Here is a 24,230-nt window from a genome sequence, read left to right as displayed (position 1 = left end):
TTGACCGATCCGAATCCTGCTGCGCACTTCCGGCAGGATTCGGATCACGGTCGCCTCCCGTCAACGGGCATCTACCGCCCGAAACGTCACCACCAGCACGTCCCGATGCGCTTCGCGCATCGGGTCTTGCGGGGTCACGGCGGTTACGCCGTGGAAGACGCGGGCATCGTCGACCAGGGCGGCGTCGAGCGGGGCGGTCAGGGTGAAGCTGCCGAGCAGGCTGCCGTCGGCGCTGTGGATGGTGGTCGTGCCGCTGACGATGTTGTGGCGATCGATCAGCAGTACCAGCACGTAATCCACGCCGTCGCGGTGCACCCCTTCGGGCGTGGGCTGGCCTGCTTCATCGCTGCGGGCCTCGATGCGGAACTGATGCAGTTCGATGTGCCAGCCCGGTACCTGCGGCGCCAGCTGGCCGAAGAAGTCGCGGCAGAAACCGAGCACGGTCGCCAAGGTGGCGCCGTTGGCGACGTCGTCGCGTACCGGCTCGAACCAACGTTCGATGTCGCCCTGCAATGCGTTGTAATTCAGGCTTTGGTAGTGAGGCTGATGCGGCTGGCGCGCGATCGCGCCGTCGCGACCGGCGCGGAACACGGCGTGGCGGCGGCGGCGATGGCGGCCGACGCTGGCGAGGTAAGTATCCGGCGCCAGGTCGTTCCAACTGTCGGCGAACGCGGCCCAATCCTGCAGCGAACCGTGCCGCTGCAGATGCGTGCGCATGTCTTCGCCGGCGACGAAACGGAAGCCGTCGCGACGCAGGGCATCGGCGAAATCCTGGTGCTCGGAACTCGGTGCGGGGTTCATGCCTGACTCTTGAAGACGGAACGAACGAAGTCGAGACGAACGGTCAGACCGCCGCCAGCGCCGCTTGCGCCAGCAAGGCGATCACGCAACCGAAGCCGACGAACCAGACCAGGCTGCGCAGGGGCGGTTTGCGCAGCAGATAGAACAGGCCGTGCAATACGCGGCAGACGATGAAGACCAGCGAGAGCACGACGATGATGCCGGTATCGACGCCGGCCATCTGCGCGCCGAGCACGCCGGCCGCGAACGGTGCGAAGGCCTCGAAAGCGTTGAGGTGCGCGGCATACGCGGCATTGCTGCGCGGATTGTCCTGACGGCTCTGCCAGGCGCGGGGATCGCGGTTGTCGTAGCGCTGGCCGCTGCCCTTGGCGATCGCGACCCAGGCATAGGGCAACAACGCGGCGATCAACAGGCACCAATAAGCGATGGTCATGGACATGCGCGTTCCCTCATGGCCGCGGAACGCGGCCTGCAAAGCCTAGCGGAAAAAACGACGGCGCCCAGGGGCGCCGTCGTCTGATCGCTTTGCGGTCGCGGGCGACCGGCCGAACGTCCGGCCCGGCCACCCGGCGGCTTACTTGGCCGGAGCGGCCATCAACTTGTCGTGCGCCGCGCGGAAGGCATTGCCTTCGTACCAGTTGGGCCACTGCTCGTTGCCTGCCAGGACCTTGCCGACGCCGTACAGCGCATCGAGGTCCTGGACCACGCCGTCGAGCCTCCAGTTCGGGTCGAACTGGTCGGCGGGCTTGTGATAGCGGTGGTCGCGATAGTCGACCTGGGCCTTCTGTCCGGCTTCGGTACCGCCTTCGAGCAGATCGTCGCCGCCCTTGGCGTACAGCGCGGGCACGCCGGCCTTGGCGAAGTTGAAGTGATCGGAGCGGAAGTAGAAGCCGTCCTGCGGGGTGGCTTCGGCGTGCAGCACGCGACCCTGGCCGTCGGCGATGGTCTTGAGGATGTCCTCGAGCTCGGAGCTGCCGTAGCCGACCACGGTGAAGTCCTTGGCCTTGCCGATGATCGGCATGGCGTCGAGGTTGATCACCGCGACGGTCTTGTTGAGCGGGACGGTCGGATGGGCGACGTAGTACTTGGAACCGAGCAGGCCCGACTCTTCCAGCGTCACCGAGACGAACAGCAGCGAACGGTCCGGCGGCGGCGTCTGCTTGCTGAAGGCTTCGGCGATCTCAAGGATGCCGGCCACGCCGGAGGCGTTGTCGATCGCGCCGTTGTAGATCGTGTCGGTGCCGCCGGCCTTGCCGTCGCCGGCGCCGTGGCCTTCGTGGCCGCCTTCGCCGGTGTGGTTGCCGAGGTGATCCCAGTGCGCCATGTAGACGATGGCTTCGTCGGGACGCTTGGCGCCGTCGAGGCGCGCGATCACGTTGCGCGAGGACTTCTCGCTGATCTTGCTCTTCAGATCGACCGAGGCCTTGGCTTGCAGCGGGATCGCCTTGAAGCCGCGCTTGCCGGCTGCCTTGTAGAGCTCGTCGAGGTTCTGACCGAGATCGCCGAGCAGCTTGCGTGCGCTGTCGCCGGTGATCCAGCCCTGCACCGGCAGGCGCGGTTCCGGATCGTCCTTGGCCGGCAGGTCGAACTGCGCGCCGGACCAGGAATTCTTGACCACCTCCCAACCGTAGGAGGCGCCGGCATCGTCGTGGACGATCAGCGCGGCGGCGGCGCCCTGGCGGGCGGCTTCTTCGAACTTGTAGGTCCAGCGGCCGTAATAGGTCATGCGCCGGCCTTCGAACAAGGTCGCGTCCTGGCTGTGGAAGCCCGGGTCGTTGACCAGGATCACCACGGTCTTGCCCTTGACGTCGACGCCGGCGTAATCGTTCCACTTCTGCTCGGGCGCATTGACGCCGTAGCCGACGAAGACCAGGTCGCTGGCGTCGAGCTTGACCTCGGCCTGGCCGGTGCGGGTGCCGACGACCATGTCGCTGCCGAACTTGAGTTCGCGCGGCTGGCCCTTGACCTCGAGCTTGAGCGAGGTGGCCTCGTCGGCGGTGGTCTCGACCATCGGCACGGTCTGGAAATAGCTGTCGCCGTTGCCGGGCTTCAGGCCGAGGCGTTTGAACTGCGCTTCCAGGTACTGGACGGTCTTTTCTTCGCCGGCGCTGCCGGGCGCGCGGCCCTCGAATTCGTCGGAGGCCAGGACCTTGACGTGCTGGGCGAAGTCGGCGGCGTTGATCGCGCCGTCGAAGGCGTGATCGGCGGCGGTGCCGGGCGTCGCCGCCGGGGCATCGGCCGGAGCCTTCGCGTCCGGTGTTTCGGCCGGCTTGTTGCAGGCCGACAACACCAGAGCGGCGGCCACCAGCGAGGTGGCGGTGAGGAGCAGGGTACGGGACATCAGACCTCCAGGAGCGGCCGGTGGGCCGGGGGTGGGGGAGGTCCATTCTAGGGGCAACTTTGAGGTGGCGTTGTCCCGTGCGTGGCCACTGACGGGCGCGGTTCCCGCGCACGCACCCGGCCCGGCCCGTTCAGCGGGCCGGGCCGGGCGGATCGACGGCTTACTCGGCCGGCGGCTTGGGCGTGTTGTAGGCGATCGCGGTGGCGCCGCGGATCGCGCCGGTCTTGGCGGTGGCGTGCACGTACAGGGTGACTTCGCGTTCGAACACCAGCGGGCCGTCGACGCGCGCGTTCGGGCCGATCACCACGCGCGGGTTGCGCGGCTTGAGCTTGATGCCGATGCCGCTGGGCTTGACGTAGTGGATGCCGCCGCTGACGTGCGAGTCGACCCCGACGGTGACATCGCCGTTGACGGTTTCGATGCCGCCGGTCACGTCGGTGTCGACCAGGCCGATCGAGCCGTTGACGGTTTCGATGTCGCCGCGCACGGTGCCGCCGCGGTCGACGAAGATGCCGCCGTTGACCGTTTCCAGGCCGGCGCTGGCGGTGACGTTGCTGCCGACGCGGATACTGCCGTTGACGGTCTCCAGGCCGCCGGTCTGGCTGCGTGCGCCGACGCTGATGCTGCCGTTGACGGTTTCGGCGTCGGCGACGCGGGCGTTGTCGCCGATCTTGATGCTGCCGTTGACGGTTTCCAGCGTGCCTTGGCTTTCGCCGGAGCCGACGGTGATGCTGCCGTTGACCTTGCTGATGCCTTCGGCGGCGAACGCCAGCGGCGAGGACAGAGCGATCAGGACCGAGAGGCTGAGAGTGAGGCGGGGGCTCGTCATGGCGTGTTCCGTTGTTTGGTGGACAGGGACTGAGATGCGGGCAATGCGCAAACGGTTTACGTGCGGGTAAAGAAATCCTGCATCGGCCGCCGCCCGGCGTTGAGGATCAAGCACTTGCCGGCGCCGCTTCGATCCGGGTCATGCCCGATCCGCCGCCGCGCGGCGGTTGCACGGGGCTTCATGCCCCGCTTCGCTACAATCGCAGGACCCGCCCGTGGCGGCCCCTGCCCCAAGTCATAGGAACTTCCGACGTGTCAGCGCCTTCCCGCCCCAAGCCCGTAGTGTTGTTGATCCTGGACGGTTGGGGCCATCGCGACGATCCCGCCGACAATGCCCTGGCCCAGGCGACCCTGCCGAACTGGCACGCCCTGCTTGCGAGCGAACCGCACACCCTGATCCACACCGAAGGCCGTCACGTCGGCCTGCCGGACGGGCAGATGGGCAATTCCGAAGTCGGCCACATGAATCTCGGCGCCGGCCGCATCGTCTACCAGGACCTGACCCGCGTCGATGCGGCGATCGAGGACGGCAGCTTCTACGCCAACGAAGAATTGCGCGCGGCCTGCGCCGCGGCCAAGGCGAACGGCGCCGCCCTGCACGTGATGGGCCTGCTCTCGCCGGGCGGCGTGCACAGCCACGAGCAGCACATCTTCGCCATGCTCGAACTGGCCCGTCGCGAAGGCGTGGCCCGGGTCGCCGTGCATGCCTTCCTCGACGGCCGCGACATGCCGCCGAAGTCGGCCGCGCCGAGCCTGGAACGCCTGCAGCAGGTGTGCGAGAGGGTCGGCAATGCCCATATCGCTTCGATCAGCGGTCGCTACTACGCGATGGATCGCGATCAGCGCTGGGACCGGCAACTGCGCGCCTGGAACGCGATCGTCGACGCCGCCAGCGAGCATCGCGCCGCGAGCGCGCTCGCAGGCCTCGAGGCCGCTTATGCGCGCGGCGAGACCGACGAGTTCGTTGCTCCCACGGTGATCGGTACCGATGAAGCCGGCGCAAGCGCGGCGATGGCCGACGGCGACGCGGTCGTGTTCATGAATTTCCGCGCCGACCGCGCCCGTCAGCTGACCGCGGCCTTCGTCGATCCGGCGTTCTCCGGTTACGAGGCGCGCCGGCCGAAGCTGTCGCGCTTCGTCTGCCTGACCGAGTACGACGCCAAGTTGCCGGCGCCGGTCGCGTTCGGCCCGGACGATCTGCACAACACCCTCGGCGAACTGCTGGCCGCGAACGGCCTCACCCAGTTGCGCATCGCCGAGACCGAAAAGTACGCGCACGTGACGTTCTTCTTCAGCGGCGGCCGCGAAGAACCGTATGCCGGCGAAAGCCGCATTCTGATCCCGAGCCCGAAGGTCGCGACCTACGATCTGCAGCCGGAAATGAGCTGCCCGGAGCTGACCGAGAAGCTGGTCGCATCGATCCGTTCCGGCGCCATCGACGTCGCGGTCTGCAACATCGCCAATCCCGACATGGTCGGCCACACCGGCGATCTCGGTGCGGCGATCAAGGCCGCCGAAGCGGTCGACCAAGCCATCGGCGCGGTCGCCGCGGCAGTACGCGAAGTCGGCGGTGCCCTGTTGATCACCGCCGACCACGGCAACCTGGAAATGATGCGCGACCCGGAAACCGGACAGCCGCACACCGCGCACACGGTCGGCCCGGTGCCGTTCGTGTATCTCGGCTCGCGCAAGACCGCGTTGCGCAGCGGTGGCGCCCTGCGCGACGTCGCCCCGACCATGCTCGACCTGCTCGGCTTGGCGCAACCGGCCGAAATGACCGGGCAGAGCCTGCTGGAGCGCTGATGCCCAATCTGCGCGCGTGGAGTTTGCCGGCACTGGCGACGCTCGCGTTCGCTGCGGCGTCGTTGCTCGTGCCTGCGTCGGCCGCGCTGGCGGCGGCGCAGAACAGCAGCCGCGAGACCGAACGCAAGCTCGAGAAAATCAAGACCGAGTTGAAGTCGGTCGCCGCCGAGCGTCGCCAACTCGAAGGCCAGCGCGGCGACGCTTCGCAGCGACTGCGCGCCGCCGACGAGCAGGTCGGCCATTCCAACCGCGCCCTGCGCGAGACCGAAACGCGCCTGGCGCGCGAGCAGGCCGCATTGAAGGATCTGCAGACGCGTCGCAATGAGCTCAACGGCAAGCTCGGCTCGCAGCGCCAGGAGCTCGCGCGCCTGCTGCGCGCGGCCTATGCGCAGGGCAACGACGCGCCGTTGAAGTTGTTGTTGTCGCAGGACAAGGTTGCCGACAGCGGCCGCATCCTGACCTACCACGGCTACGTCCAGCGCGACCGCGCACGCCGCATCGCCGAGCTCGGCACGCAACTGCGCGAACTCGATGCGATCGAGCGCGAGATCGTCGAGCGCCGCGTTACCCTCGACAGCACTCGCAAGCAGCAGCGCAGCCAGCTCGGCCAGCTCGAGAAGGACCGCAAGGCGCGTGCCGCGCTGGTCGCGCAGATCAACGAAAAATACGAAGACCGCAGCACCCGCGAGCGCGAGCTCGGCCGCGATGCGAAAGGTCTGGAGCAATTGCTGGCGAAATTGCGTGCCGCCGCCGCGCGCGCCGAGGCGCAACGCCGCGCCGCCGCCAAGGCCAAGGCCGAACGCGAAGCGCGCGAGGCGAAAGCCGCGGCCACCGCGGCGGCCTCGGGCAAGCCCGTGCGCACGACCACGCCGCGCAAACCGCCGGTCGCGGTCGCCAGTGCGCCGCCGCCGCAGGTCGGCGGCTTGGGCTGGCCGGTGTCGGGCGCCTTGCTGGCCGGGTTCGGCGGCACCATGCCCGATGGCCGCAGCAGCGAGGGCCTGTTGATCGGCGCCGCCGCCGGCAGCACGGTCAAGGCGGTCAGCGACGGCACCGTGGTCTATTCGGAGTGGATGACCGGTTACGGCCTGCTGCTGATCATCGACCACGGCAACGGCTACATGAGCCTGTACGCGAACAACGACGCCCTGCTGAAGGACGCCGGCGCCACGGTCAGGAAAGGCGAGGGCGTCGCCACGGTCGGCAGCTCCGGCGGGCATGGCCGCCCGGCCCTGTATTTCGAGCTGCGCCGCGGCGGCCAACCGGTCAATCCGAACACCTGGTTGCGACGCTGATCGCGCATTTAACAAAAGCTTGCAAACGCGCCGATTAACGTGCGCAGATAGCCGGTCGAACCCGGGCCGCCTGCCGCGGTCCAACCGGTACCTGTCTCGGAGCTTCGTGCATGTCCCTGCGTCATCCTTTGCGTAGTCTGCTTCCGCTCGCACTCGCGTTCGGCGCCGCTCCGGCCTTGTCGCAGGTAACGCCTGCGCAGCAACCACCGGTGCAGCAGGCGCCCGAGACACCGGCTTCCGACAAGCAAGCTCCCGACAAGCAGGCTTCCGACAAGCACGCCGCCGAACAACCGGCCGCGGACGAACCCGCGGCGCAGCCGCCGACGCCGGATGCAGCACCGGCCAAGGACCAGGCGGTCCCGCCGGCGCAGGCGCCGAGCAGGGATGCGCCGGCCAAGGACGCGTCCGGGCAGAAGGCGTCCGAGCCAACCCCGGTGCAGGACAAGCCCACCCAGGACAAACCCGCCGACAAACCCGCCGACAAACCCGTCGCCGCCAAGGCCAAGAAGGGCGACGACGCCAGCGATTCGAAAGTGCCGATCGAGGAAATCCGCCGTTACGTCGCGGTCTACAACGCGGTCAAGCAGGCCTATGTCGAACCGGTCGACGACGCCAAGCTGATGCACTCGGCGATCCGCGGCCTGTTGTTCGATCTCGATCCGCACAGCGTCTATCTCGACAAGGTCGCCGCCGAGGATTTCGACGAGCAGTCGCGCGGCGCCTACGACGGCATCGGCGTGGAACTGCAGCGCCAGCCCGACGGCAGCCTGCGGGTGATCTCGCCGATCGACGACACGCCGGCCGCGCGCGCCGGCATCAAGGCCGGCGACCTGATCACCGCGATCGACGGCAAGCCGTTCAAGGTCGACGAGGGCGACAGCTCCGGCCCCTTGCGCGGTCCGGCCGGCAGCAAGGTCGTGCTGACCATCGTGCGCGAAGGCCGCGACAAACCGTTCGACGTCACCGTCGCGCGTGAGACCATCCGCGTCGCCAGCGTCAAAGGCCGCATGCTCGAACCCGGCTACGGCTATGTGCGGGTCAGCGCGTTCCAGGCCGACACCGCGGCCGATTTCGAGAGCCAGCTCGAGAAACTCAAGACCCAGGCCGGCGGCAAGCTGCGCGGCCTGGTGATCGACCTGCGCAGCAACCCGGGCGGGCTGCTGACCTCGGCGGTGCAGATCGCCGATGACTTGCTCGAGAAGGGCAAGATCGTCAGCACCCGCGGCCGCATCGCGATCAGCGACGCCGAGTTCGGCGCGACCCCCGGCGATCGTCTCGACGGCGCACCCGTGGTGGTTTTGGTCGATGCCGGCTCGGCCAGCGCCTCGGAAGTGTTGGCAGGCGCCTTGCGCGACAACGGCCGTGCGCGCGTGGTCGGCAGCCGTACCTTCGGCAAGGGCTCGGTGCAGACCGTGCTGCCGCTCGACAACGGCGACTCGGTCAAGCTGACCACCGCGCGTTATTACACCCCGAGCGGCAAGTCGATCCAGGCCCTGGGCATCATCCCCGACGTGCTGCTGCGCGCGGCCAAGAGCGAAGACGACAAGCGCCCGAGCTACTACAGCGAGGCGACCTTGCCCGGCCACCTGCATGGCGACGAAGAGGACGCGCCCGGCACCAACGCCGGCGAAGTGCTCGAAGGCGATGCACCGATCGCTTCGGCCTTGGCCGAACTCAAGAAACCGGTCGCGACCGCGGCCGGCGCCGGCGTGCGTCGCTGACGCAGGTGCCGCCGATCGCGGCGCGGGTTACGCCACGCACAAACGAAAAACCCGGCCGCTGGCCGGGTTCTTTTCTTGTATCGCTTCTCGTATCGCTGCAAACCGTTGCCGAGGTTCGCCGGCCCGCGCTCAGCGCGGTTTGGCCGGCAGCGGGAACGGCGTCACCACTTTCTCGCCGGTGGTGGCGTCGCGGATCGCCGATTGGCCTTTGCGCTCGACTTCCTCGATCCGCACGATGCTCTGCATCGGCAGGTGCAGCACGCGGGTGCTGCCGAACTCATCGCGCAGACGCTCCTCGGTCGGGTCGACCACCAAGCCTTCGTGCAGGTCGAAGACCAACTCGCTGACCTCGGTGAACCCCCACAGATTGCCCGAGGCGATCTTGCGCGCGTACAGCTCGTAGATCTTGCCGGCGTTGAGGAAGGTGACTTTGTAGAGGGTGGCCATTGTGGAGCCGGGAATCGGGAATGGGGATTCGGGAATCGTAGGAGCGGTAATGCAATTGCCTGTGGTTAGCGTGGGGCCGGCGGGCTGCGATTCAAGAGTGATCGAGGACCGCAGAGAGGCCGGGAATCGGGAATCCGGAATCGGGAATCGGGAATCGTAAGGGCGGCGGCGGTGTGGCGGCGGCTGCTAACGCGGGTCGGTCGTAGCTCTGTGCTTTTCCGATTCCCGAATCCCCATTCCCGATTCCCGGCTCCTGATCAATAGCCCCGCTTGCGCCGCAGCCGCCGCGCGATGCCGGCGCGCGCGATCAAGGCGAACGCGCCGCCGAAGGCGAAACCGGCCAGATGCGCCGACCAGGCCACCGCGCCGAAGGCCGGGCCGATGAAGGTGAAGACCACCTGCAGCAGAGCCCAGACCCCGATCAGCAACGGCGCCGGGACTTTGACGAACTGCAGGAACAGGCCCAGCGGCACCACCACCCCGAGTTTGGCGTTCGGGAACAGGGCCAGGTAGGCGCCGATCAGGGCCGAGACCGCGCCGCTGGCGCCGATGATCAGCCGGTCGGGGGTGCCGATGGCGATCACCGCGGCCAGGTTGGCGACCGCGCCGCCGAACAGGAACAAGGCCAGCAGCCGCCACGGCCCCATGGCGCGTTCGGCCGGCAGCCCGAAGATCAGCAGGAACACCAGGTTGCCGAGCAGGTGGGCCCAGTCGGCATGCAGGAACAGGGCGCTGAACAGGCGCAGCGCGCTGCCGTCGCGGATCGCTTCCCACCAGGCCAGCGGGCTCGACAGGCCGCCCGACAGCGCCCCCCATTCGAGCATGAGCCGGCGTTGCTCCGGGTCCGGCAACACCACCGCCGAGACGATGAAGCACAGCCAGAGCAGGGCGAACAGCAACGGGGTCGCCCAGCGCAACCGGGTCCGCTCACGCGAGGGAATGGCGACGAACATGGCCTCAGCTCCGTCCGTCGGGCACGGCCGGGCCGGCTCCCGGAAGGGGGGCGAATGGCGGAAACGTCCGTGGGGCGTGGCTTTGCGACATCGGTACGGTACGGGTTTGCGGCCTTGGGCGTATTGTTAGCGTTCGGTTAATGGCCGCGCTATAGTGCATACGGCGTCGTACGTCGGGAGGGGTTTCCGGCGGAACCGGGCCTAACCCGCGGCACCGTGTATACGGCCGTGTTAGACAAAAAATACTCCAACGGAGACTACACGCATGCAACCCTCACAACGCATCTCTCGCCTGACCGCACTCGCGCTCGGCATCGCCGGCGTCATCAGTGTCGGTTCGGCCGGTGCGACCGGCTTCCAGATCCGCGAAAACAGCATCCGCAACCAGGGCCGCAGCTTCGCCGGTAGCGGCGTGGCCAAGAACGACGCCGCCGTCGTATCGAACAACCCGGCGGCGATGGTCAACGTGGACTCCACCACGATCCGCAGCGACATCACCATCATCGACCTGACCGCCAAGTTCACCGGCGGCGGTTCGGCCGCAGCCGGCAGCCCGCTGGCGCGTCCGCTCACCGGCGGCAACGGTGGCGACCCGGGCGACGCGACGCCGGTTCCGGCGCTGTCGCTGGTGGTGCCGCTGACCGGTTCGTTCGAGAAGCTGACCCTCGGCGCCAGCCTCAGCGCGCCGTTCGGCCTGAAGACCGAATACGACAAGGACTGGGTCGGCCGTTACAACGCCGTCGAGTCCGAAGTGAAGACCATCGACCTGACCTTCTCGGCCGCGGTCGCCCTGACCGACCGCTTCTCGGTCGGTGCCGGCCTGATCTACGAACGCGCCGAAGCCACCCTGACCAACGCCGTCGATTTCGGCTCGGCGATCTGCCGCGTCAGCGTCGCCGCCTGCGTGACCCCGAACCCGGTCGCCGCACCGTTCGGTCCGCAGAAGAACGACGGTTTCGCCAAGGTCAAGGGCGACGACTACGGCATCGGCTGGCTGGTGGGCTTCCACTTCCGTCCGACCGACAAGTTCTCGATCGGTTACTCGCACCGCTCGGAAATCGATCACGAGCTGGAAGGCACGATCGACTTCACCAAGCCGGGCAATGTCTCCGCGCTGTTCGCCGCGCGCGGCATCACCCAGTACAACAGCGGTCCGGGCGGCGCCAAGCTGACCACGCCGAGCGTGGACACGCTGAGCCTGCAGTACGAGTTCACCGACCAGTTCCGCATGATGGCCGACATCCAGGCCACCGACTGGCACTCGCTGCAGTCGGTCGACATCGTCCGCGCCAACGGCACGCCGGTCACCAGCGAAGCCTTCGGCTGGGAAGACACGATGATGTATGCGCTCGGCGCCGAGTACGACCTCAGCGATTCGCTGACCCTGCGCGGCGGCATCGCGATCGACGAAACCCCGACCAACGATCACGCCCGCACCCCGCGTCTGCCCGACAACGATCGCAACCTGTATTCGATCGGCCTGACCTGGAACGCCAACGAGCACCTGAGCGTGGATGCGGCCTATACCCGCATCACCATCGACAGCCCGACCATCAACACGGTCTCCAGCAGCGGCTCGACCCTGCAGGGTTCGTACAAGGGCCACGCCGATCTGTTCGGCCTCGCCGCTCAGTACAAGTTCTGATCGAAGCGTCATCGCAGTAAACCAAAGCCCCGCTTCGGCGGGGCTTTTTTTCGCCTGCGGTTTTCGCTTCCGGTTCGGCCGGCGCTGGAATCCGGCCTGCCAGGATCGGGCGCCTATGCGAAAATCCCTGCGCATACCGTCGCCGAGAGCCGGTGACGGCTTTGCGGCACTCGCCGCGCCTCCAAGCTCCGCCGCAGGCCGCGGCACAGGACGCCTCATTGAGCGCTGACGTCTCTTCCGATTCCCGCCGCATCCTCGTCGATACGCTGCTGTGCGGGCGTGCCCGGCCTTATACGCGGCCCGGCAGCCTGAGCGCGATCGCCAAGACGCCGCTCGCGGGTCGTGTGCGCATCGGCGAGTCGGGCCTCGAAGGCGACGAGCAGGGCGACCGGCGCGTCCATGGCGGCCCCGACAAGGCTGTGCATCACTATCCCTACGATCATTACCGCGCCTGGCGCGAGGAACTCGGCCCGCATGCGCTGCTCGACCGCCCCGGTGCGTTCGGCGAGAACCTCAGCAGCAGCGGCCTGACCGAGGCCGAGGTCTGTCTCGGCGATCGGTTTCGTTGCGGCTCGGCGTTGCTGGAAGTCAGCCAGGCGCGCCAGCCGTGCTGGAAACTCAACGACCGTTTCGCGATCGCCGACATGGCGCGACGAGTGCAGGCCAGCGGCCGCACCGGCTGGTATTACCGCGTGCTCGAAGCCGGCGAGGTCGAGGCCGGCGACGCGCTGCTCCTGGTCGAACGCGCGTGGCCGGACTGGAGCCTGCAACGCATCGCCACGATGTTGTATACGCGCACCCTGGATCGCGAAGAGCTGCAGGCCGCGCTGGCGCTGCCGTTGGTGCCGTCGTGGCGCAAGCTGGTCGAGGCGCGGCTCGCGCGCGGCGCGGTCGAGGATTGGAGCTCGCGCATCGAAGGCCCGGTTACGCCGTGAGGCCGGAATGCCTGCGTCGTAGCGCGGCGCAGCGAGTGCGATCCATCCTTGCTATCTCTAGGGTCGCGGCAGACGCTGCGAGCGTCGCCTTGGGCGGCGTGTCCACCCCACCGATGCGGAGCCGTCGAGGCATGAGCGAGATCAAGTTCTCCAACGAAGAAAAGGCGCTGATCGTCGCCAAACTGCAGCGCTATTTCAGCGAGGAGCTGAAGCAATCGATCGGCCGTTTCGATGCCGAGTTCATGCTCGACTTCATCGCCGACGAGATCGGCGCGTATTTCTACAACCGCGGCGTGCTCGACGCCCATGCGCTGTTGTCGGCCAAGTTCGAGGACATCGGCGACGCCTTCTACCAGCTCGAGCAGCCGACCGATTTCAGGCGTTGAGGGGCGGGCGCGATCGAGGCACGGCCGGGCGACTGGGCCGTTCGCCGGACGCGCGGCTCAGCCGGCCGGCGATGCCTCGGTCGCGCCGATGGCTTGCCGAGCGAAGCAGGCGCGTGTCGGCAGGCTGATCACCAGCACCGCTTCTTGTTGGAAGCGGCGCTTGTACTCGTCGGCGATCTCGACCACCCGTTGGCGGCCGGCCGCGCTGTCGGTATGGACGAGGTCGATCGCGCGCGACTCTTCGCGTTCGATCTCGCCGCTGGCGCCGCGCCACTGGCCTTGCGCCTGGTAGATGGTCAAACCCTCGGGAAAGCGCGGGGTGACGACTTCGGCCAGGAAGGCCTGCCATTGGCCGTCAGTGACCGGGCCGGAGGGGCTGTTCATGCCGAACAGCACCCGGTCGAGCCGGCGTTCGCCGCAGGCGCTGGGGTCACCGGGTTTGATCGGCAACGGAGCGAGCGAAGCACAGGCCGTCAGTGCGCACAGCAAGGCGGCCGACAGCAAGGGTCTGCAGGACATCTGCGTAGCTCCGCGGGCGATGACGCCTATCTTGCGCGCGGCTCCAGCCTCGATGTGTCTGCCAATAGGCGGTTATGCGATGCGCGTCGCAGAGCAGTGGGCGCGACGGCCTCGGGGTAGGAGCGGCGCAAGCCGCGACTTGCGCGGTCGCTCGAAGTTTCGTTGTCGCGGCTCGCGCCGCTCCTACCCTTAGGAGCCCGGGCACGAGCAAGGTCTACGATTCACGGATGCGCAAACGAATACGGCGCGACCCGAGGGGCGCGCCGTATTCGTTGCCTGGCTCGATGGGCCGCGCCTCGGCGCGACCATGGGTCAGGCCATCGCGATCAATCGCCCAGCGTGAGCAGCGAGGCGTTGCCGCCGGCCGCGGTGGTGTTGACGGTGATGGTCTTCTCGGTGGTGAAGCGCGGCAGGTAGTGCGGGCCGCCGGCCTTCGGGCCGGTGCCGGACAGGTTCTGGCCGCCGAAGGGCTGCACGCCGACGACCGCGCCGATCTGGTTGCGGTTGACGTAGCAATTGCCGACCTTGACCCGCGCGCTGATGCGCTCGATGGTCTCGTCGATGCGCGAATGGATGCCGAGGGTCAGGCCGTAGCCGGTCGCGTTGATCGCATCGATCACCGCGTCGAGCTGATCGGCCTTCCAGCAGATCACGTGCAGCACCGGGCCGAACACTTCCTTGTGCAGCTGGTCGAGCGACTTCAGGGTGTAGGCGCGCGGCGCGAAGAAGCTGCCGTGTGCGCTGTCGGCGTCGACCGCGACTTCGGCGATCTTCACCGCTTCCTTGTCCATGCGCGCGGCATGTTCGACGAGCATCTTCAGCGCGTCTTCGTCGATCACCGGGCCGACGTCGGTCGACAGCAGGCCGGGGTTGCCGATCTTGAGCTCGGCCATGGCGCCGGCCAGCATCGTGGTGACCTTGTCGGCGATGTCTTCCTGCACGAACAGCACGCGCGCGGCCGAGCAGCGCTGGCCGGCCGAGGTGAAGGCCGAACCGATGGCGTCCTTGACCAACTGCTCGGGCAACGACGACGAGTCGGCGATCAGCGCGTTCTGGCCGCCGGTCTCGGCGATCAGCACGCCGATGGCGGCGTCGCGCGCGGCCAGCGAGCGGTTGATGGCGCGCGCGGTGTCGGTCGAACCGGTGAAGGCGACGCCGGCGACGCGCGGGTCGCGGGTCAGCGCCGCGCCGACGGTGGCGCCGTCGCCGGGCAGGAACTGCAGCACCGCTTCCGGCACGCCGGCTTCGTGCAGCAGCTTGACCGCGTAGTAACCGATCAGGTTGGTCTGCTCGGCCGGCTTGGCGATGACGCTGTTGCCGGCGGCGAGCGCGGCCGAGATCTGGCCGGCGAAGATCGCCAGCGGGAAGTTCCACGGGCTGATGCAGACGAACACGCCGCGGCCGGACAGGTGCAGGGTGTTGGACTCGCCGGTCGGGCCCGGAAGCGCTTCCGGCGCGAACAGCTTGCGCGCCTGCTGGCCGTAATAGCGCAGGAAGTCGACCGCTTCGCGCACTTCGGCGACGCCGTCGGGGATGGTCTTGCCGGCTTCCTTGGTGCACAGCGCGATGTACTGCGGCATGCGCTGCTCGAGCAGGTCGGCGGCGTGTTCGAGGATCGCGGCGCGGCTGGCGGCCGGGGTCGAGTCCCAGGCTTCCTGCGCGGCGACCGCGTTCTTCAGCGCCAGCTCGACGGTGGCGCTGTCGGCGGCCTGCCACTGGCCGACGGTTTCGCGGCGGTCGGCCGGGTTGGTCACGGCGATGTTCGGACCGGTGACGGTCGCGCCCGGCACCAGCGGTGCGGCGCGCCAGTCGCCGACGGCGGCGTTGACTTCGGCGGCGAGGGTCTGCAGTTGCTGGTCGTTGGCGAGATTGACGCCCATGGAATTGGTCCTGTCATTGCCGAAACTGCGATACAGGTCGGCCGGAAGCGGAATGCGCGGATGGGGAATGCTGGCGAAGGCGGCGACGGTCTCGACCGGGTCCTGGATCAACTCGTCGATCGCGATGCTCTCGTCGGTGATGCGATTGACGAAGCTGGAGTTGGCGCCGTTCTCGAGCAGGCGGCGCACCAGGTAGGGCAGCAGGTCTTCGTGCGAACCGACCGGCGCGTAGACGCGGCAGGGCACGTCGAGGCGGTGCGACGGAATGACCTCGGCGTAGAGGTCGTCGCCCATGCCGTGCAGCTTCTGGAACTCGTAGTGACGCTCGCGGCCCATCGCCTTGGCGCGCTGGTGGATCGTCGCGATGGTCTGGGCGTTGTGGGTGGCGAACATCGGGTAGATCGCATCGCCGGCTTCGAGCATGCGGCGCGCGTTGGCGAGGTAGGACACGTCGGTGTTCGGCTTGCGCGTGAACACCGGATAGCCCGCCTGTCCGTCGACCTGGGCGCGCTTGACCTCGCTGTCCCAGTAGGCGCCCTTGACCAGGCGCACCGGAATGCGGCGGCCGGTCTTGCGGGCCAGGTCGGCGATGAAGTCGATCGCTTCCGGCGCGCGCTTCTGATAGGCCTGGATCGCCAGGCCGTAGCCTTCCCAGCCGTCGAGCGACGGGTCGCTATAGGCCGCGGCGATGACGTCGAGCGACATCTCCAGGCGGTCGGCTTCTTCGGCGTCGATGGTGAAGCCGATGCCGTAGTTGCGCGCCAGTTGCGCCAGTTCGAGCACGCGCGGCGTCAGTTCGGCGAACACGCGCGCACGCTTGGCGTGCTCGTAGCGCGGGTGCAGCGCCGACAGCTTGACCGAGATCGACGGCGCGCCGAACACGGCGTCCTTGTCGCCGGACTTGCGGTCCGACTGCGCGCTCTTGCCGATCGCATGGATCGCGTCGCGGTAGGCCTGCAGGTAGCGCAGGGCATCCTTGGTGGTCAGCGCGCCTTCGCCGAGCATGTCGAAGGAGTAGCGATAGTTGGCGTTGTCGCCCTTCTTCGAACGCGACAGCGCTTCGCCGATGGTGCGGCCCATGACGAACTGGTGGCCCATGATGCGCATCGCCTGGCGCACGGCGAGGCGGATCACCGGTTCGCCGACGCGGCCGACCAGGCGCTTGAAGGCGTTGTGGACGTCGCGCTTGGTGTCGTCGTTGAGGTCGACCAGCTTGCCGGTCAGCATCAGGCCCCAGGTCGAGGCGTTGACGAGCACCGAGTCCGATTGGCCCAGGTGACGCTTCCAGTCGGCTTCGCCGAGCTTGTCGCGGATCAGCTTGTCGGCGGTTTCCTGGTCCGGAATGCGCAGCAGGGCTTCGGCCACGCACATCAGCAGGACGCCTTCTTCGCTGCCGAGGTCGTACTGGCGCATGAAGGCTTCGATCGCGCCCTGGTCCTGGGCGCGGGCGCGCACACGCTTGACCAGCTCGGCCGCGGTGGCCTGGGCGGCGTCGCGGTCGGCGGCCGGCAGGCGCGCCAGTTCGAGCAGGTGGCGGACGTGATCGGCTTCGTCGCGGACCCAGCCGGCGGTCAGGGCCGCGCGCGGCCCCGAGGGCGGTGCGGGCAGTTCGGGGCTGATCATGGCGCCTGAAGGCTGCGCGTTGGAAAGCGCGGCGCTCGAGCGCGTCGGCGGACCGTCGTGGGCGACGGTGGAAGAGACGTTGGTGGACATCGGACCCGGCACTGGGGTGGGAAGTCGGGCATTTTAGAGCTTTCTATCGGTCGCGGCCTGTACCGGATCGGTTCGGGGCGGGCCCGGTGCGAGAGCGCCGTCGCAAGGCTGGCCAACCGCTCGGCCAACCGTCAGCCGCCGCCATCGGATCAGCAGCATCGGATCGGCGCCGGACCCGGCCGCCGCAGCTGCGGCGAGCGGCCCGATCCGCGCGTTGCGCGCGCCGGACCACCGCAACTTGCATCCGTCACGCTTGCGATCGGCCGTCGCCGACACTCGTATGAGGCGCCGAACTGGCGCGCAAAGCCTGTCGCTGCGGGGCGCGGATGGTTTCCGGGCCGGTTGGGGCTAGCACCTCCGGGTTGCCGCAAGACGGGGCGGCCGCTACCATTTCTCGGTTATCCGTAGCGCCGATCCCGGCGTGATGGGCCCTCGACAGGGCTCGCCAGCCACCTTCTTCCGCACAGCCTCACGCCCAGGACATCGGCGCGGACGGGGCGGGAGGGGCAGCCCGCGGAGCACGAAAACGAAAACCACACTGATTTTTCGGGGCTCGAACTGATGAAAGCCGGTCGTTTCAAGCAGTGGGCAGCGGGCGTCGCCGCATCGGCGTTGCCTGTCCTTGCGTTTGCTCAGGCGGCCGATCCCAAGCCGTGGCAGCTGAATATGGGCAAGGGCGTGACCGCCCAGTCGATGAACGCCTACTCGGCGCACATGTTCGCGCTGTGGGTCTGCGTGGTGATCGGCATCCTGGTCTTCGGCGCTATGGCCGTGGCCATGTTCAGGTTCCGCAAGTCCAAGGGCGCCGTCGCCGACAAGGACTTCACCCACAGCACCAAGCTCGAGATCATCTGGACCGTGGTGCCGGTGGCGCTGCTGGTGCTGATGGCCTTCCCGGCCACCAGCAAGCTGATCGCGATGTACGACACCCGCAACGCGGCGATGACGGTCAAGGTGACCGGCTTCCAGTGGATGTGGAAGTACGACTACCTCGGCGAGAACGTCTCCTTCACCAGCCGCCTGGACCGCAAGAGCGACCAACTGCGCCAGGCCGGCAAGCTCGTCACCAAGGCCGACCACGAGCACTACCTGCTCGACGTCGACAACGTCCTGGTGCTGCCGACCGACACCAAGATCCGCTTCGTGATCACCGCCGACGACGTCATCCACGCTTGGTGGGTGCCGGCCCTGGGCTGGAAGCAGGACGCGATCCCGGGCATCGTCAACGAAGCCTGGACCGAAATTAAGGAGCCTGGCGTCTACCGCGGCCAGTGCGCCGAGCTGTGCGGCAAGGACCACGGCTTCATGCCGATCGTCGTGCGCGCGCTGCCCAAGGCCGAGTATCAGCAGTGGCTGGCCGAGCAGAAGGCCAAGAACGCGCCGGCGCCCGCCGCCGCGCCGGCGGCTCCGGCTGCAGCACCTGCGGCCGCTCCGGCCGATGCCGCTCCGGCTTCCGCCGCAGCCCCGAACACCGACACCACGACCGCCGCGGCTCCGCACGCAGCGGTCGTCGGTTGATCGTCAGCATTCTCTAGAGGTAGGCCATGGCAGCCACGCACCCCGTCGCCGATCATCACGATCACCACGATGATCACGCCCACAAACAGGGCTTCATCGAGCGTTGGTTCTTCTCGACCAACCACAAGGACATCGGCACGCTGTACCTGATCTTCAGCTTCGTCATGTTCATCATCGGCGCGGCGATGTCGGTGGTGATCCGTGCCGAGCTGGCCGAGCCGGGTCTCCAGCTCGTCAATCCCGAGTTCTTCAACCAGATGACCACCATGCACGCGCTGGTGATGATCTTCGGCGGCGTGATGCCGGCCTTCGTCGGCCTGGCCAACTGGATGATCCCGCTGCAGATCGGCGCGCCGGACATGGCGCTGCCGCGCATGAACAACTGGTCGTTCTGGATCCTGCCGTTCGCCTTCACCCTGCTGCTGATGACGCTGTTCCTGCCGGGCGGCGCTCCGGCCGGCGGCTGGACCCTGTACCCGCCGCTGTCGTTGCAGGGCGGCAACAACGTCGCCTTCGCGATCTTCGCCATCCACATGATGGGCATCAGCTCGATCATGGGCGCGATCAACGTCATCGCCACCATCCTCAACATGCGCGCCCCGGGCGTGGACCTGTTGAAGATGCCGATCTTCTGCTGGACCTGGCTGATCACCGCCTTCCTGCTGATCGCTGTGATGCCGGTCCTGGCCGGCGCGGTGACGATGCTGCTGACCGACAAGTTCTTCGCCACCTCGTTCTTCAACGCGGCCGGCGGCGGCGACCCGGTGATGTTCCAGCACATCTTCTGGTTCTTCGGTCACCCCGAGGTCTACATCATGATCCTGCCGGCGTTCGGCGTGGTCTCGGAGATCATCCCGACCTTCGCCCGCAAGCCGCTGTTCGGCTACCAGGCCATGGTGTACGCGACCGCTTCGATCGCCTTCCTCTCGTTCATCGTGTGGGCCCACCACATGTTCACCGTCGGCATGCCGCTCGGTGGCGAGATCTACTTCATGTTCGCGACCATGTTGATCGCGGTGCCGACCGGCGTGAAGGTGTTCAACTGGGTCACCACGATGTGGCGCGGCTCGATGTCGTTCGAGGCGCCGATGCTGTGGGCGATCTCGTTCGTGATCCTGTTCACCATCGGCGGTTTCTCGGGCCTGATGCTCGCGATCGTGCCGGCCGACTTCCAGTACCACGACACCTACTTCGTGGTCGCGCACTTCCACTACGTGCTGGTGACCGGCGCGCTGTTCTCGATCATCGCCGCGGTGTACTTCTGGTGGCCCAAGTGGACCGGCCGCATGTACAGCGAGCCGATGGCCAAGTTCCATTTCTGGTGGACGATGATCTTCGTCAACCTGCTGTTCTTCCCGCAGCACTTCCTGGGCCTGGCCGGCATGCCGCGCCGCATCCCGGACTACAACGTGGTGTTCGCGGACTGGAACCTGATCAGCTCGATCGGCGCGTTCGGCATGTTCGTCACGCCGTTCATGATGGCCTTCATCCTGTTGCGCTCGAAGAGCGTCGGCGCCAAGGCCGAAGCGCGGGCCTGGGAAGGCGCGCGCGGCCTGGAGTGGACGGTGCCGAGCCCGGCCCCGCACCACACCTTCGGCACGCCGCCGGTGATCCGCGACGGCGACCTGGCCCACGGCGACATCACCCACTGAACCCGACAGGACACAGGACCCCGCGACGGGCCCCGGCAGTGAGCGCTTCGATCCGATAGCGCGCCTCCGCGGCCCAGGCGAATCAAGATGACCCAGTCCCACGACCAGCACGACCTCGCCCACCGCCGTTCGGCCGCGCGCCGCACCGCGCTGTGGTTCGGGCTGGCCGCGGTGGCGGTCTACGTCGCCTTCATCCTGACCGGGGTGCTGTCGAAATGAGCGCCAACGACGCCAAGGCCAACGCCGAGGTCCGCCGCCAGGCGAGCCCGAAGATGACCCGGCTGATGGTGCTGGTCGCGCTGGGTGCGTTCGGTTTCACCTTCGCCCTGGTGCCGATGTACCGCATCGCCTGCGAGAAGGTGTTCGGCATCCGCCTGGAACGCGGCGTGGTCGATGCCCAGGTAGCGGCCGCGCCCGTCGCCGACCGCATGGTCACCGTGCAGTTCGACGGCAGCGTCAATTCCAAGCTGCCCTGGGACTTCAAGCCCCACCAGTTCAGCATGCAGGTGCGTCCGGGCGAGCAGTACGAGACCACCTACTACGCCCGCAACACCACCGACCGCGCCATCGTCGGCAGCGCCTCGCCGTCGGTCGCGCCGGCGCGGGCTTCGGGCTATTTCAACAAGACCGAGTGTTTCTGCTTCACCGCCCAGACCCTGCAGGCGGGCGAGTCGCGCGATATGCCGGTGCGTTTCATCGTCGATCCGAACCTGCCGGCCGAGATCAAGACGATCACGCTGTCCTACACTTTCTCCAAGAACGACGTGCTCACGGCGCGCCTGCAGCAGGGATCGGTGTCCAAGACCGCATCCTCGCCGCTGTCGGCGCCGTAAGCGGCTCAGCACCATTCAAACCAGCACCACTTATCACTGGAACGCCGCCATGGCCCACGCTCACACGCCAGACGCCAACATCTACTACGTGCCGCACAGCAGCCGCTGGCCGTTCCTCGGCTCGATCGGTCTGTTCACGACCATGATCGGCGTCGCCAGTTGGCTTAACGAAGTCAGCTGGGGCAAGCCGGTGTTCTTCGTCGGCCTGGCGATGATGGTCGGTGTGCTGTTCGGCTGGTTCGGCGACGTCATCCGCGAATCGGTGCGCGGCAACTACAACAAGCAGGTCGACGTTTCGTTCCGGATGGGGATGATCTGGTTCATCTTCTCCGAGGTGATGTTCTTCGCCGCCTTCTTCGGCGCGCTGTTCTACGCGCGCAGCCTGGCCCTGCCGTGGCTCGGCGGCGAAGGCGACGGCGTGATGACCAACAGCCTGCTGTGGCCGCAGTTCAGCGCCGCCTGGCCGAGCAGCGGTCCGGCCGGGGTCGGTGGCGTGTTCGAGACCATTCCGGCCTGGGGCTTGCCGCTGCTCAACACCCTGATCCTGCTGACCTCGGGCTCCACGGTTACCGCCGCGCACCACGCGCTCAAGGGCGGCCACCGCAAGGCGCTGCTGTTCTGGCTGGGCCTGACCGTGCTGCTGGGCTGCCTGTTCCTGTTCTTCCAGGCCGAGGAATACATCCACGCCTACACCGAGCTCAACCTGACCCTGGGTTCGGGCATCTACGGTTCGACCTTCTTCATGCTCACCGGTTTCCACGGCCTGCACGTGACCCTGGGCACGATCATGCTGGCGATCATCTGGTTCCGTTGCCTCAAGGGCCATTTCGACAAGGACAACCACTTCGCGTTCGAGGCGGTGGCCTGGTACTGGCACTTTGTCGACGTGGTCTGGCTGGGCTTGTTCCTGTTCGTCTACGTGCTGTAAGCGCGACGCGGCGGAATCGGCAAAATCACGACGAGGGCCGGCGCTGCCGGCCTTTCGTTTTTTTGTTATTGCTGCGGGGCGGCGTCTACGTCGTTCCGCGAAGACGGGCGTTGCTTTACTTCGGCGCAGCCGGACATCCAGCGTCTTTCGTGCCGGAACGCTTGAAGTCGTTGGATTCCCGCCTGCGCGGGAATGACGTTCTGTAAAGAAGCGTCGCCCGCGCGGTTTTTACGCTGCATCGCCGTGATCCGCCCGCCGTGCTCGCTCAGCCAAGCCGGCCTGCCAGGATCAGTTCGGGTTGGAGCCGATCCCGTGCGGTTCGATCCAGCCCATCCACATCGCGAACAGGATGATGGCGATCAGCGCGACGGACAGCGCGATGCGGCGGGTCAGCGCATTGACCGTGCGTTTGCTCTGGCCCTTGTCCACCAGCATGTAATACAGGCCTGCACCCAGGTTCCAGAGGATGACGATCAGGAAGCCGACCACCAGCAGGATCTTCAGCGACTCGTTCACCGCGGGCTCCTCAAGTGCGCGCAGCGCGCGCGCGGATGCATTGATTGCGCGAGCAGCGCGCGCGTATGCATTTGCGGCGCGCAAAGCGCGCGCAGATGCGCTGCGCGGATTATCGCAGCCCGCCGGGAGGATGTGGTGAGCCGTCGCGGCACCCTGTTGTTCGGCTGGACGCTCGCGCTCGCCGCGATCGCGCTGTTCGCCAACCTGGGGCTGTGGCAGGGCCGGCGCGCGGTCGAGAAGCAGGCCATGCTCGATGCCGCCGCCGCGGTCCTGAACGAGCGCACGCCGCGGCCGCTGGCCGCGGCCGACGATCCCGCCCGGGCGCGCGACTACGACTGGGCGGAGGGCCTGGGCCGGTTCGACCAACGCGGTGCCCTGCTGCTCGACAACCAGCAGCGCAACGGCCGCGCCGGTGTGCGCGTCTATCGTATTTTCGTGCCGGCGCAGGGCGGGCCGATGCTGGTCGACCTGGGCTGGTTGCCGCTCGGCGGCGATCGCAAGCTGCCGGCCATCCCCCAGCCCGAGGGCGAGCTGGCCTTGCGCGGGCTGCTGGCGCCGCCGCCGTCGACCGGTCTCGCACTGGGCCCGGGCATCGGCCGCGTAGGCGAGGGCTGGCTGCTGACCCGGGTCGACCCGAAGGCGATCGCCGAGGCCGCCGGCCTGTCGGTGCCGCTCGCACCGCGCGTGCTGCGCCTGGACCCGGCGCTCGAGCTCGGTTACGAGCGCGACCTGGAACTGCTCGCCAATACCTTGCCGCCCGACAAACACCGCGGCTATTCGCTGCAGTGGTTCGCGCTCGCCCTGGCGGTGCTGGCGACCGCCCTGATCCTCACGTTCCGTCCTCAGCGTCGATAACCCACCGATGAACACACCCGTGAATTCCTCGCAGCGCAATCGCAACCGCCTGGTGCTGGTGCTGATCGCCGCGTTCTTCTTCGTGCCCATGCTGATCGCCGGGGTCATGCGTTTCACCAACCATCACCCGGCGGTGAGCCGCCAGCACGGCGAACTGCTCGAACCCAAGCCCGACTTGCGCGCGCTGCAGCCGCGCCTGGCCGACGGCAGCGTCTATGCCTGGAACCCGCCGGCGCGGATCTGGCGCATCGTGGTCGCGCCGGCGCCGAATTGCGCCGAGGCCTGCGTCGCGTTGTCGCAGCAACTGGACACGGTCTGGCAGCTGTTCGGCAAGGACGCCGACCATGTCGAAGTGCTCTGGCTCGGCGAGCCGCCGGCCGGCGCCAAGCGCCCGGCCAGCCTGCGCGTGTTCGGCCCCTCGCCGGAGCTGCGCGCGCAACTGCCGCGCCTGAGCGACCCGGCCGGCGTGCCGCTGTACGTGGTCGACCCGAACGGCTTCGTGATTCTGCGTTACGCTCCCGGCACCGATCCGGGCGGGCTGCGCGCCGACCTGGCCAAGCTGCTGAAACTGATGTGAGCGGCGGCAAGAACGGGCGCGCCGGAGCCGGATGTCGGGAACGGCATGAAACGAACCAAGTCGCCGGGACTCGCCCGGCCGCACGAG

The 24,230-nt window shown here is 67.7% G+C and carries 22 protein-coding genes; 13 read left to right on the top strand and 9 right to left on the bottom strand.

What is annotated here, in order from left to right:
* Positions 1–60: 60 nt before the first annotated feature.
* From EX88_RS0107145 to EX88_RS0107130, 4 genes are all read right to left on the bottom strand, one after another.
* A complete protein-coding gene (locus EX88_RS0107145; protein ID WP_031371317.1) occupies positions 61–801 on the bottom strand; it encodes a 2OG-Fe dioxygenase family protein in 741 nt (246 codons plus the stop codon).
* 43 nt (positions 802–844) lie between these two features.
* On the bottom strand, positions 845–1,240 hold the full coding sequence (locus EX88_RS0107140) for an MAPEG family protein (protein ID WP_200875808.1): 396 nt from the start codon (positions 1,238–1,240) through the stop codon (positions 845–847).
* Between the two features lie 135 nt (positions 1,241–1,375).
* Complete coding sequence (locus tag EX88_RS0107135) at positions 1,376–3,142, bottom strand: M28 family metallopeptidase (RefSeq protein ID WP_031371315.1); 1,767 nt, start codon at positions 3,140–3,142, stop codon at positions 1,376–1,378.
* 160 nt (positions 3,143–3,302) lie between these two features.
* Entirely contained in the window at positions 3,303–3,971 is a 669-nt protein-coding gene (locus tag EX88_RS0107130) for a hypothetical protein (protein WP_031371314.1), read from the bottom strand.
* A 251-nt stretch (positions 3,972–4,222) separates the two neighbouring features.
* On the opposite strand from EX88_RS0107130, the gene gpmI reads away from it, so the two are divergent.
* The 3 genes from gpmI (at position 4,223) to EX88_RS0107110 (ending at position 8,786) form a co-directional block, all read left to right on the top strand.
* Positions 4,223–5,773: a 2,3-bisphosphoglycerate-independent phosphoglycerate mutase gene (gene gpmI, locus EX88_RS0107125; RefSeq protein WP_031371313.1), complete on the top strand. Its 1,551-nt coding sequence runs from the start codon at positions 4,223–4,225 to the stop codon at positions 5,771–5,773.
* Positions 5,773–7,065, top strand: a complete 1,293-nt coding sequence (locus EX88_RS0107120) for a murein hydrolase activator EnvC family protein (RefSeq protein ID WP_051884660.1) — start codon at positions 5,773–5,775, stop codon at positions 7,063–7,065. Before gpmI ends, EX88_RS0107120 begins: the two co-directional genes overlap by 1 nt.
* Before the next feature lie 110 nt (positions 7,066–7,175).
* The gene (locus EX88_RS0107110; protein WP_081930690.1) at positions 7,176–8,786 is read left to right on the top strand and encodes a S41 family peptidase; all 1,611 of its coding nucleotides are present in this window, start codon (positions 7,176–7,178) and stop codon (positions 8,784–8,786) included.
* Positions 8,787–8,915: 129 nt separating this feature from the next.
* Here EX88_RS0107110 and EX88_RS0107105 read toward each other — a convergent pair whose 3' ends face one another.
* Together EX88_RS0107105 and EX88_RS0107100 are read right to left on the bottom strand one after the other, a co-directional pair.
* Positions 8,916–9,233, bottom strand: a complete 318-nt coding sequence (locus tag EX88_RS0107105) for a DUF1820 family protein (protein ID WP_031371311.1) — start codon at positions 9,231–9,233, stop codon at positions 8,916–8,918.
* A 257-nt stretch (positions 9,234–9,490) separates the two neighbouring features.
* Positions 9,491–10,186 carry a rhomboid family intramembrane serine protease gene (locus EX88_RS0107100; protein WP_031371310.1) on the bottom strand — a complete coding sequence of 232 codons (696 nt, stop codon included), beginning with the start codon at positions 10,184–10,186 and terminating at the stop codon, positions 9,491–9,493.
* A 265-nt stretch (positions 10,187–10,451) separates the two neighbouring features.
* Between EX88_RS0107100 and EX88_RS0107095 the strand changes: the two genes are divergently transcribed.
* The 3 genes from EX88_RS0107095 (at position 10,452) to EX88_RS0107085 (ending at position 13,152) form a co-directional block, all read left to right on the top strand.
* Positions 10,452–11,831 (top strand): OmpP1/FadL family transporter, encoded by a 1,380-nt coding sequence (locus EX88_RS0107095; protein WP_031371309.1) that lies wholly within the window; start codon positions 10,452–10,454, stop codon positions 11,829–11,831.
* Positions 11,832–12,049: 218 nt separating this feature from the next.
* The gene (locus tag EX88_RS0107090) at positions 12,050–12,766 is read left to right on the top strand and encodes an MOSC domain-containing protein (RefSeq protein WP_031371308.1); all 717 of its coding nucleotides are present in this window, start codon (positions 12,050–12,052) and stop codon (positions 12,764–12,766) included.
* A 131-nt stretch (positions 12,767–12,897) separates the two neighbouring features.
* Entirely contained in the window at positions 12,898–13,152 is a 255-nt protein-coding gene (locus EX88_RS0107085) for a DUF2164 domain-containing protein (protein ID WP_031371307.1), read from the top strand.
* A gap of 57 nt (positions 13,153–13,209) precedes the next feature.
* On the opposite strand, the gene EX88_RS23575 is transcribed toward EX88_RS0107085, so the two are convergent.
* Together EX88_RS23575 and putA are read right to left on the bottom strand one after the other, a co-directional pair.
* Positions 13,210–13,671, bottom strand: coding sequence for a DUF3574 domain-containing protein (locus EX88_RS23575; RefSeq protein ID WP_081930688.1), 462 nt, complete (start codon positions 13,669–13,671; stop codon positions 13,210–13,212).
* A 326-nt stretch (positions 13,672–13,997) separates the two neighbouring features.
* On the bottom strand, positions 13,998–17,174 hold the full coding sequence (gene putA / locus EX88_RS0107075) for a bifunctional proline dehydrogenase/L-glutamate gamma-semialdehyde dehydrogenase PutA (RefSeq protein ID WP_031371305.1): 3,177 nt from the start codon (positions 17,172–17,174) through the stop codon (positions 13,998–14,000).
* 651 nt (positions 17,175–17,825) lie between these two features.
* Here putA and coxB point away from each other — a divergent pair.
* From coxB to EX88_RS0107050, 5 genes are all read left to right on the top strand, one after another.
* On the top strand, positions 17,826–18,782 hold the full coding sequence (gene coxB, locus EX88_RS0107070) for a cytochrome c oxidase subunit II (RefSeq protein WP_031371304.1): 957 nt from the start codon (positions 17,826–17,828) through the stop codon (positions 18,780–18,782).
* A gap of 26 nt (positions 18,783–18,808) precedes the next feature.
* Positions 18,809–20,434 (top strand): cytochrome c oxidase subunit I, encoded by a 1,626-nt coding sequence (gene ctaD / locus EX88_RS0107065; protein ID WP_031371303.1) that lies wholly within the window; start codon positions 18,809–18,811, stop codon positions 20,432–20,434.
* A gap of 87 nt (positions 20,435–20,521) precedes the next feature.
* Positions 20,522–20,653: a hypothetical protein gene (locus EX88_RS27310; protein WP_255611049.1), complete on the top strand. Its 132-nt coding sequence runs from the start codon at positions 20,522–20,524 to the stop codon at positions 20,651–20,653.
* The gene (locus EX88_RS0107055; protein ID WP_031371302.1) at positions 20,650–21,267 is read left to right on the top strand and encodes a cytochrome c oxidase assembly protein; all 618 of its coding nucleotides are present in this window, start codon (positions 20,650–20,652) and stop codon (positions 21,265–21,267) included. The genes EX88_RS27310 and EX88_RS0107055 overlap by 4 nt, the downstream gene beginning before the upstream one ends.
* Before the next feature lie 49 nt (positions 21,268–21,316).
* Positions 21,317–22,195 (top strand): cytochrome c oxidase subunit 3, encoded by an 879-nt coding sequence (locus EX88_RS0107050; protein WP_031371301.1) that lies wholly within the window; start codon positions 21,317–21,319, stop codon positions 22,193–22,195.
* A gap of 288 nt (positions 22,196–22,483) precedes the next feature.
* Here the strand turns inward: EX88_RS0107050 and EX88_RS0107045 are convergent, their stop codons facing one another.
* A complete protein-coding gene (locus tag EX88_RS0107045) occupies positions 22,484–22,711 on the bottom strand; it encodes a twin transmembrane helix small protein (RefSeq protein WP_031371300.1) in 228 nt (75 codons plus the stop codon).
* A 135-nt stretch (positions 22,712–22,846) separates the two neighbouring features.
* Here EX88_RS0107045 and EX88_RS0107040 point away from each other — a divergent pair, with 135 nt between their 5' ends.
* Both EX88_RS0107040 and EX88_RS0107035 read left to right on the top strand, forming a co-directional pair.
* Positions 22,847–23,566: an SURF1 family protein gene (locus EX88_RS0107040; protein WP_031371299.1), complete on the top strand. Its 720-nt coding sequence runs from the start codon at positions 22,847–22,849 to the stop codon at positions 23,564–23,566.
* Positions 23,567–23,573: 7 nt separating this feature from the next.
* Complete coding sequence (locus EX88_RS0107035) at positions 23,574–24,143, top strand: hypothetical protein (RefSeq protein ID WP_031371298.1); 570 nt, start codon at positions 23,574–23,576, stop codon at positions 24,141–24,143.
* Positions 24,144–24,230: the final 87 nt, after the last annotated feature.

This window comes from Lysobacter antibioticus (assembly GCF_000731095.1).
Taxonomy (GTDB): domain Bacteria; phylum Pseudomonadota; class Gammaproteobacteria; order Xanthomonadales; family Xanthomonadaceae; genus Lysobacter; species Lysobacter antibioticus_B.
This window is presented reverse-complemented; position numbering and strand designations above follow the sequence as displayed.

What these genes read in the sequence shown, in the direction of transcription:
- EX88_RS0107145 (WP_031371317.1), bottom strand. Translation starts at nt 801, where the DNA reads ATGAACCCCGCACCGAGTTCCGAGCACCAGGATTTCGCCGATGCCCTG.
- EX88_RS0107140 (WP_200875808.1), bottom strand. Translation starts at nt 1,240, where the DNA reads ATGTCCATGACCATCGCTTATTGGTGCCTGTTGATCGCCGCGTTGTTG.
- EX88_RS0107135 (WP_031371315.1), bottom strand. Translation starts at nt 3,142, where the DNA reads ATGTCCCGTACCCTGCTCCTCACCGCCACCTCGCTGGTGGCCGCCGCT.
- EX88_RS0107130 (WP_031371314.1), bottom strand. Translation starts at nt 3,971, where the DNA reads ATGACGAGCCCCCGCCTCACTCTCAGCCTCTCGGTCCTGATCGCTCTG.
- EX88_RS0107120 (WP_051884660.1), top strand. Translation starts at nt 5,773, where the DNA reads ATGCCCAATCTGCGCGCGTGGAGTTTGCCGGCACTGGCGACGCTCGCG.
- EX88_RS0107110 (WP_081930690.1), top strand. Translation starts at nt 7,176, where the DNA reads ATGTCCCTGCGTCATCCTTTGCGTAGTCTGCTTCCGCTCGCACTCGCG.
- EX88_RS0107105 (WP_031371311.1), bottom strand. Translation starts at nt 9,233, where the DNA reads ATGGCCACCCTCTACAAAGTCACCTTCCTCAACGCCGGCAAGATCTAC.
- EX88_RS0107100 (WP_031371310.1), bottom strand. Translation starts at nt 10,186, where the DNA reads ATGTTCGTCGCCATTCCCTCGCGTGAGCGGACCCGGTTGCGCTGGGCG.
- EX88_RS0107095 (WP_031371309.1), top strand. Translation starts at nt 10,452, where the DNA reads ATGCAACCCTCACAACGCATCTCTCGCCTGACCGCACTCGCGCTCGGC.
- EX88_RS0107085 (WP_031371307.1), top strand. Translation starts at nt 12,898, where the DNA reads ATGAGCGAGATCAAGTTCTCCAACGAAGAAAAGGCGCTGATCGTCGCC.
- EX88_RS23575 (WP_081930688.1), bottom strand. Translation starts at nt 13,671, where the DNA reads ATGTCCTGCAGACCCTTGCTGTCGGCCGCCTTGCTGTGCGCACTGACG.
- putA (WP_031371305.1), bottom strand. Translation starts at nt 17,174, where the DNA reads ATGATCAGCCCCGAACTGCCCGCACCGCCCTCGGGGCCGCGCGCGGCC.
- coxB (WP_031371304.1), top strand. Translation starts at nt 17,826, where the DNA reads ATGAAAGCCGGTCGTTTCAAGCAGTGGGCAGCGGGCGTCGCCGCATCG.
- ctaD (WP_031371303.1), top strand. Translation starts at nt 18,809, where the DNA reads ATGGCAGCCACGCACCCCGTCGCCGATCATCACGATCACCACGATGAT.
- EX88_RS27310 (WP_255611049.1), top strand. Translation starts at nt 20,522, where the DNA reads ATGACCCAGTCCCACGACCAGCACGACCTCGCCCACCGCCGTTCGGCC.
- EX88_RS0107055 (WP_031371302.1), top strand. Translation starts at nt 20,650, where the DNA reads ATGAGCGCCAACGACGCCAAGGCCAACGCCGAGGTCCGCCGCCAGGCG.
- EX88_RS0107050 (WP_031371301.1), top strand. Translation starts at nt 21,317, where the DNA reads ATGGCCCACGCTCACACGCCAGACGCCAACATCTACTACGTGCCGCAC.
- EX88_RS0107035 (WP_031371298.1), top strand. Translation starts at nt 23,574, where the DNA reads ATGAACACACCCGTGAATTCCTCGCAGCGCAATCGCAACCGCCTGGTG.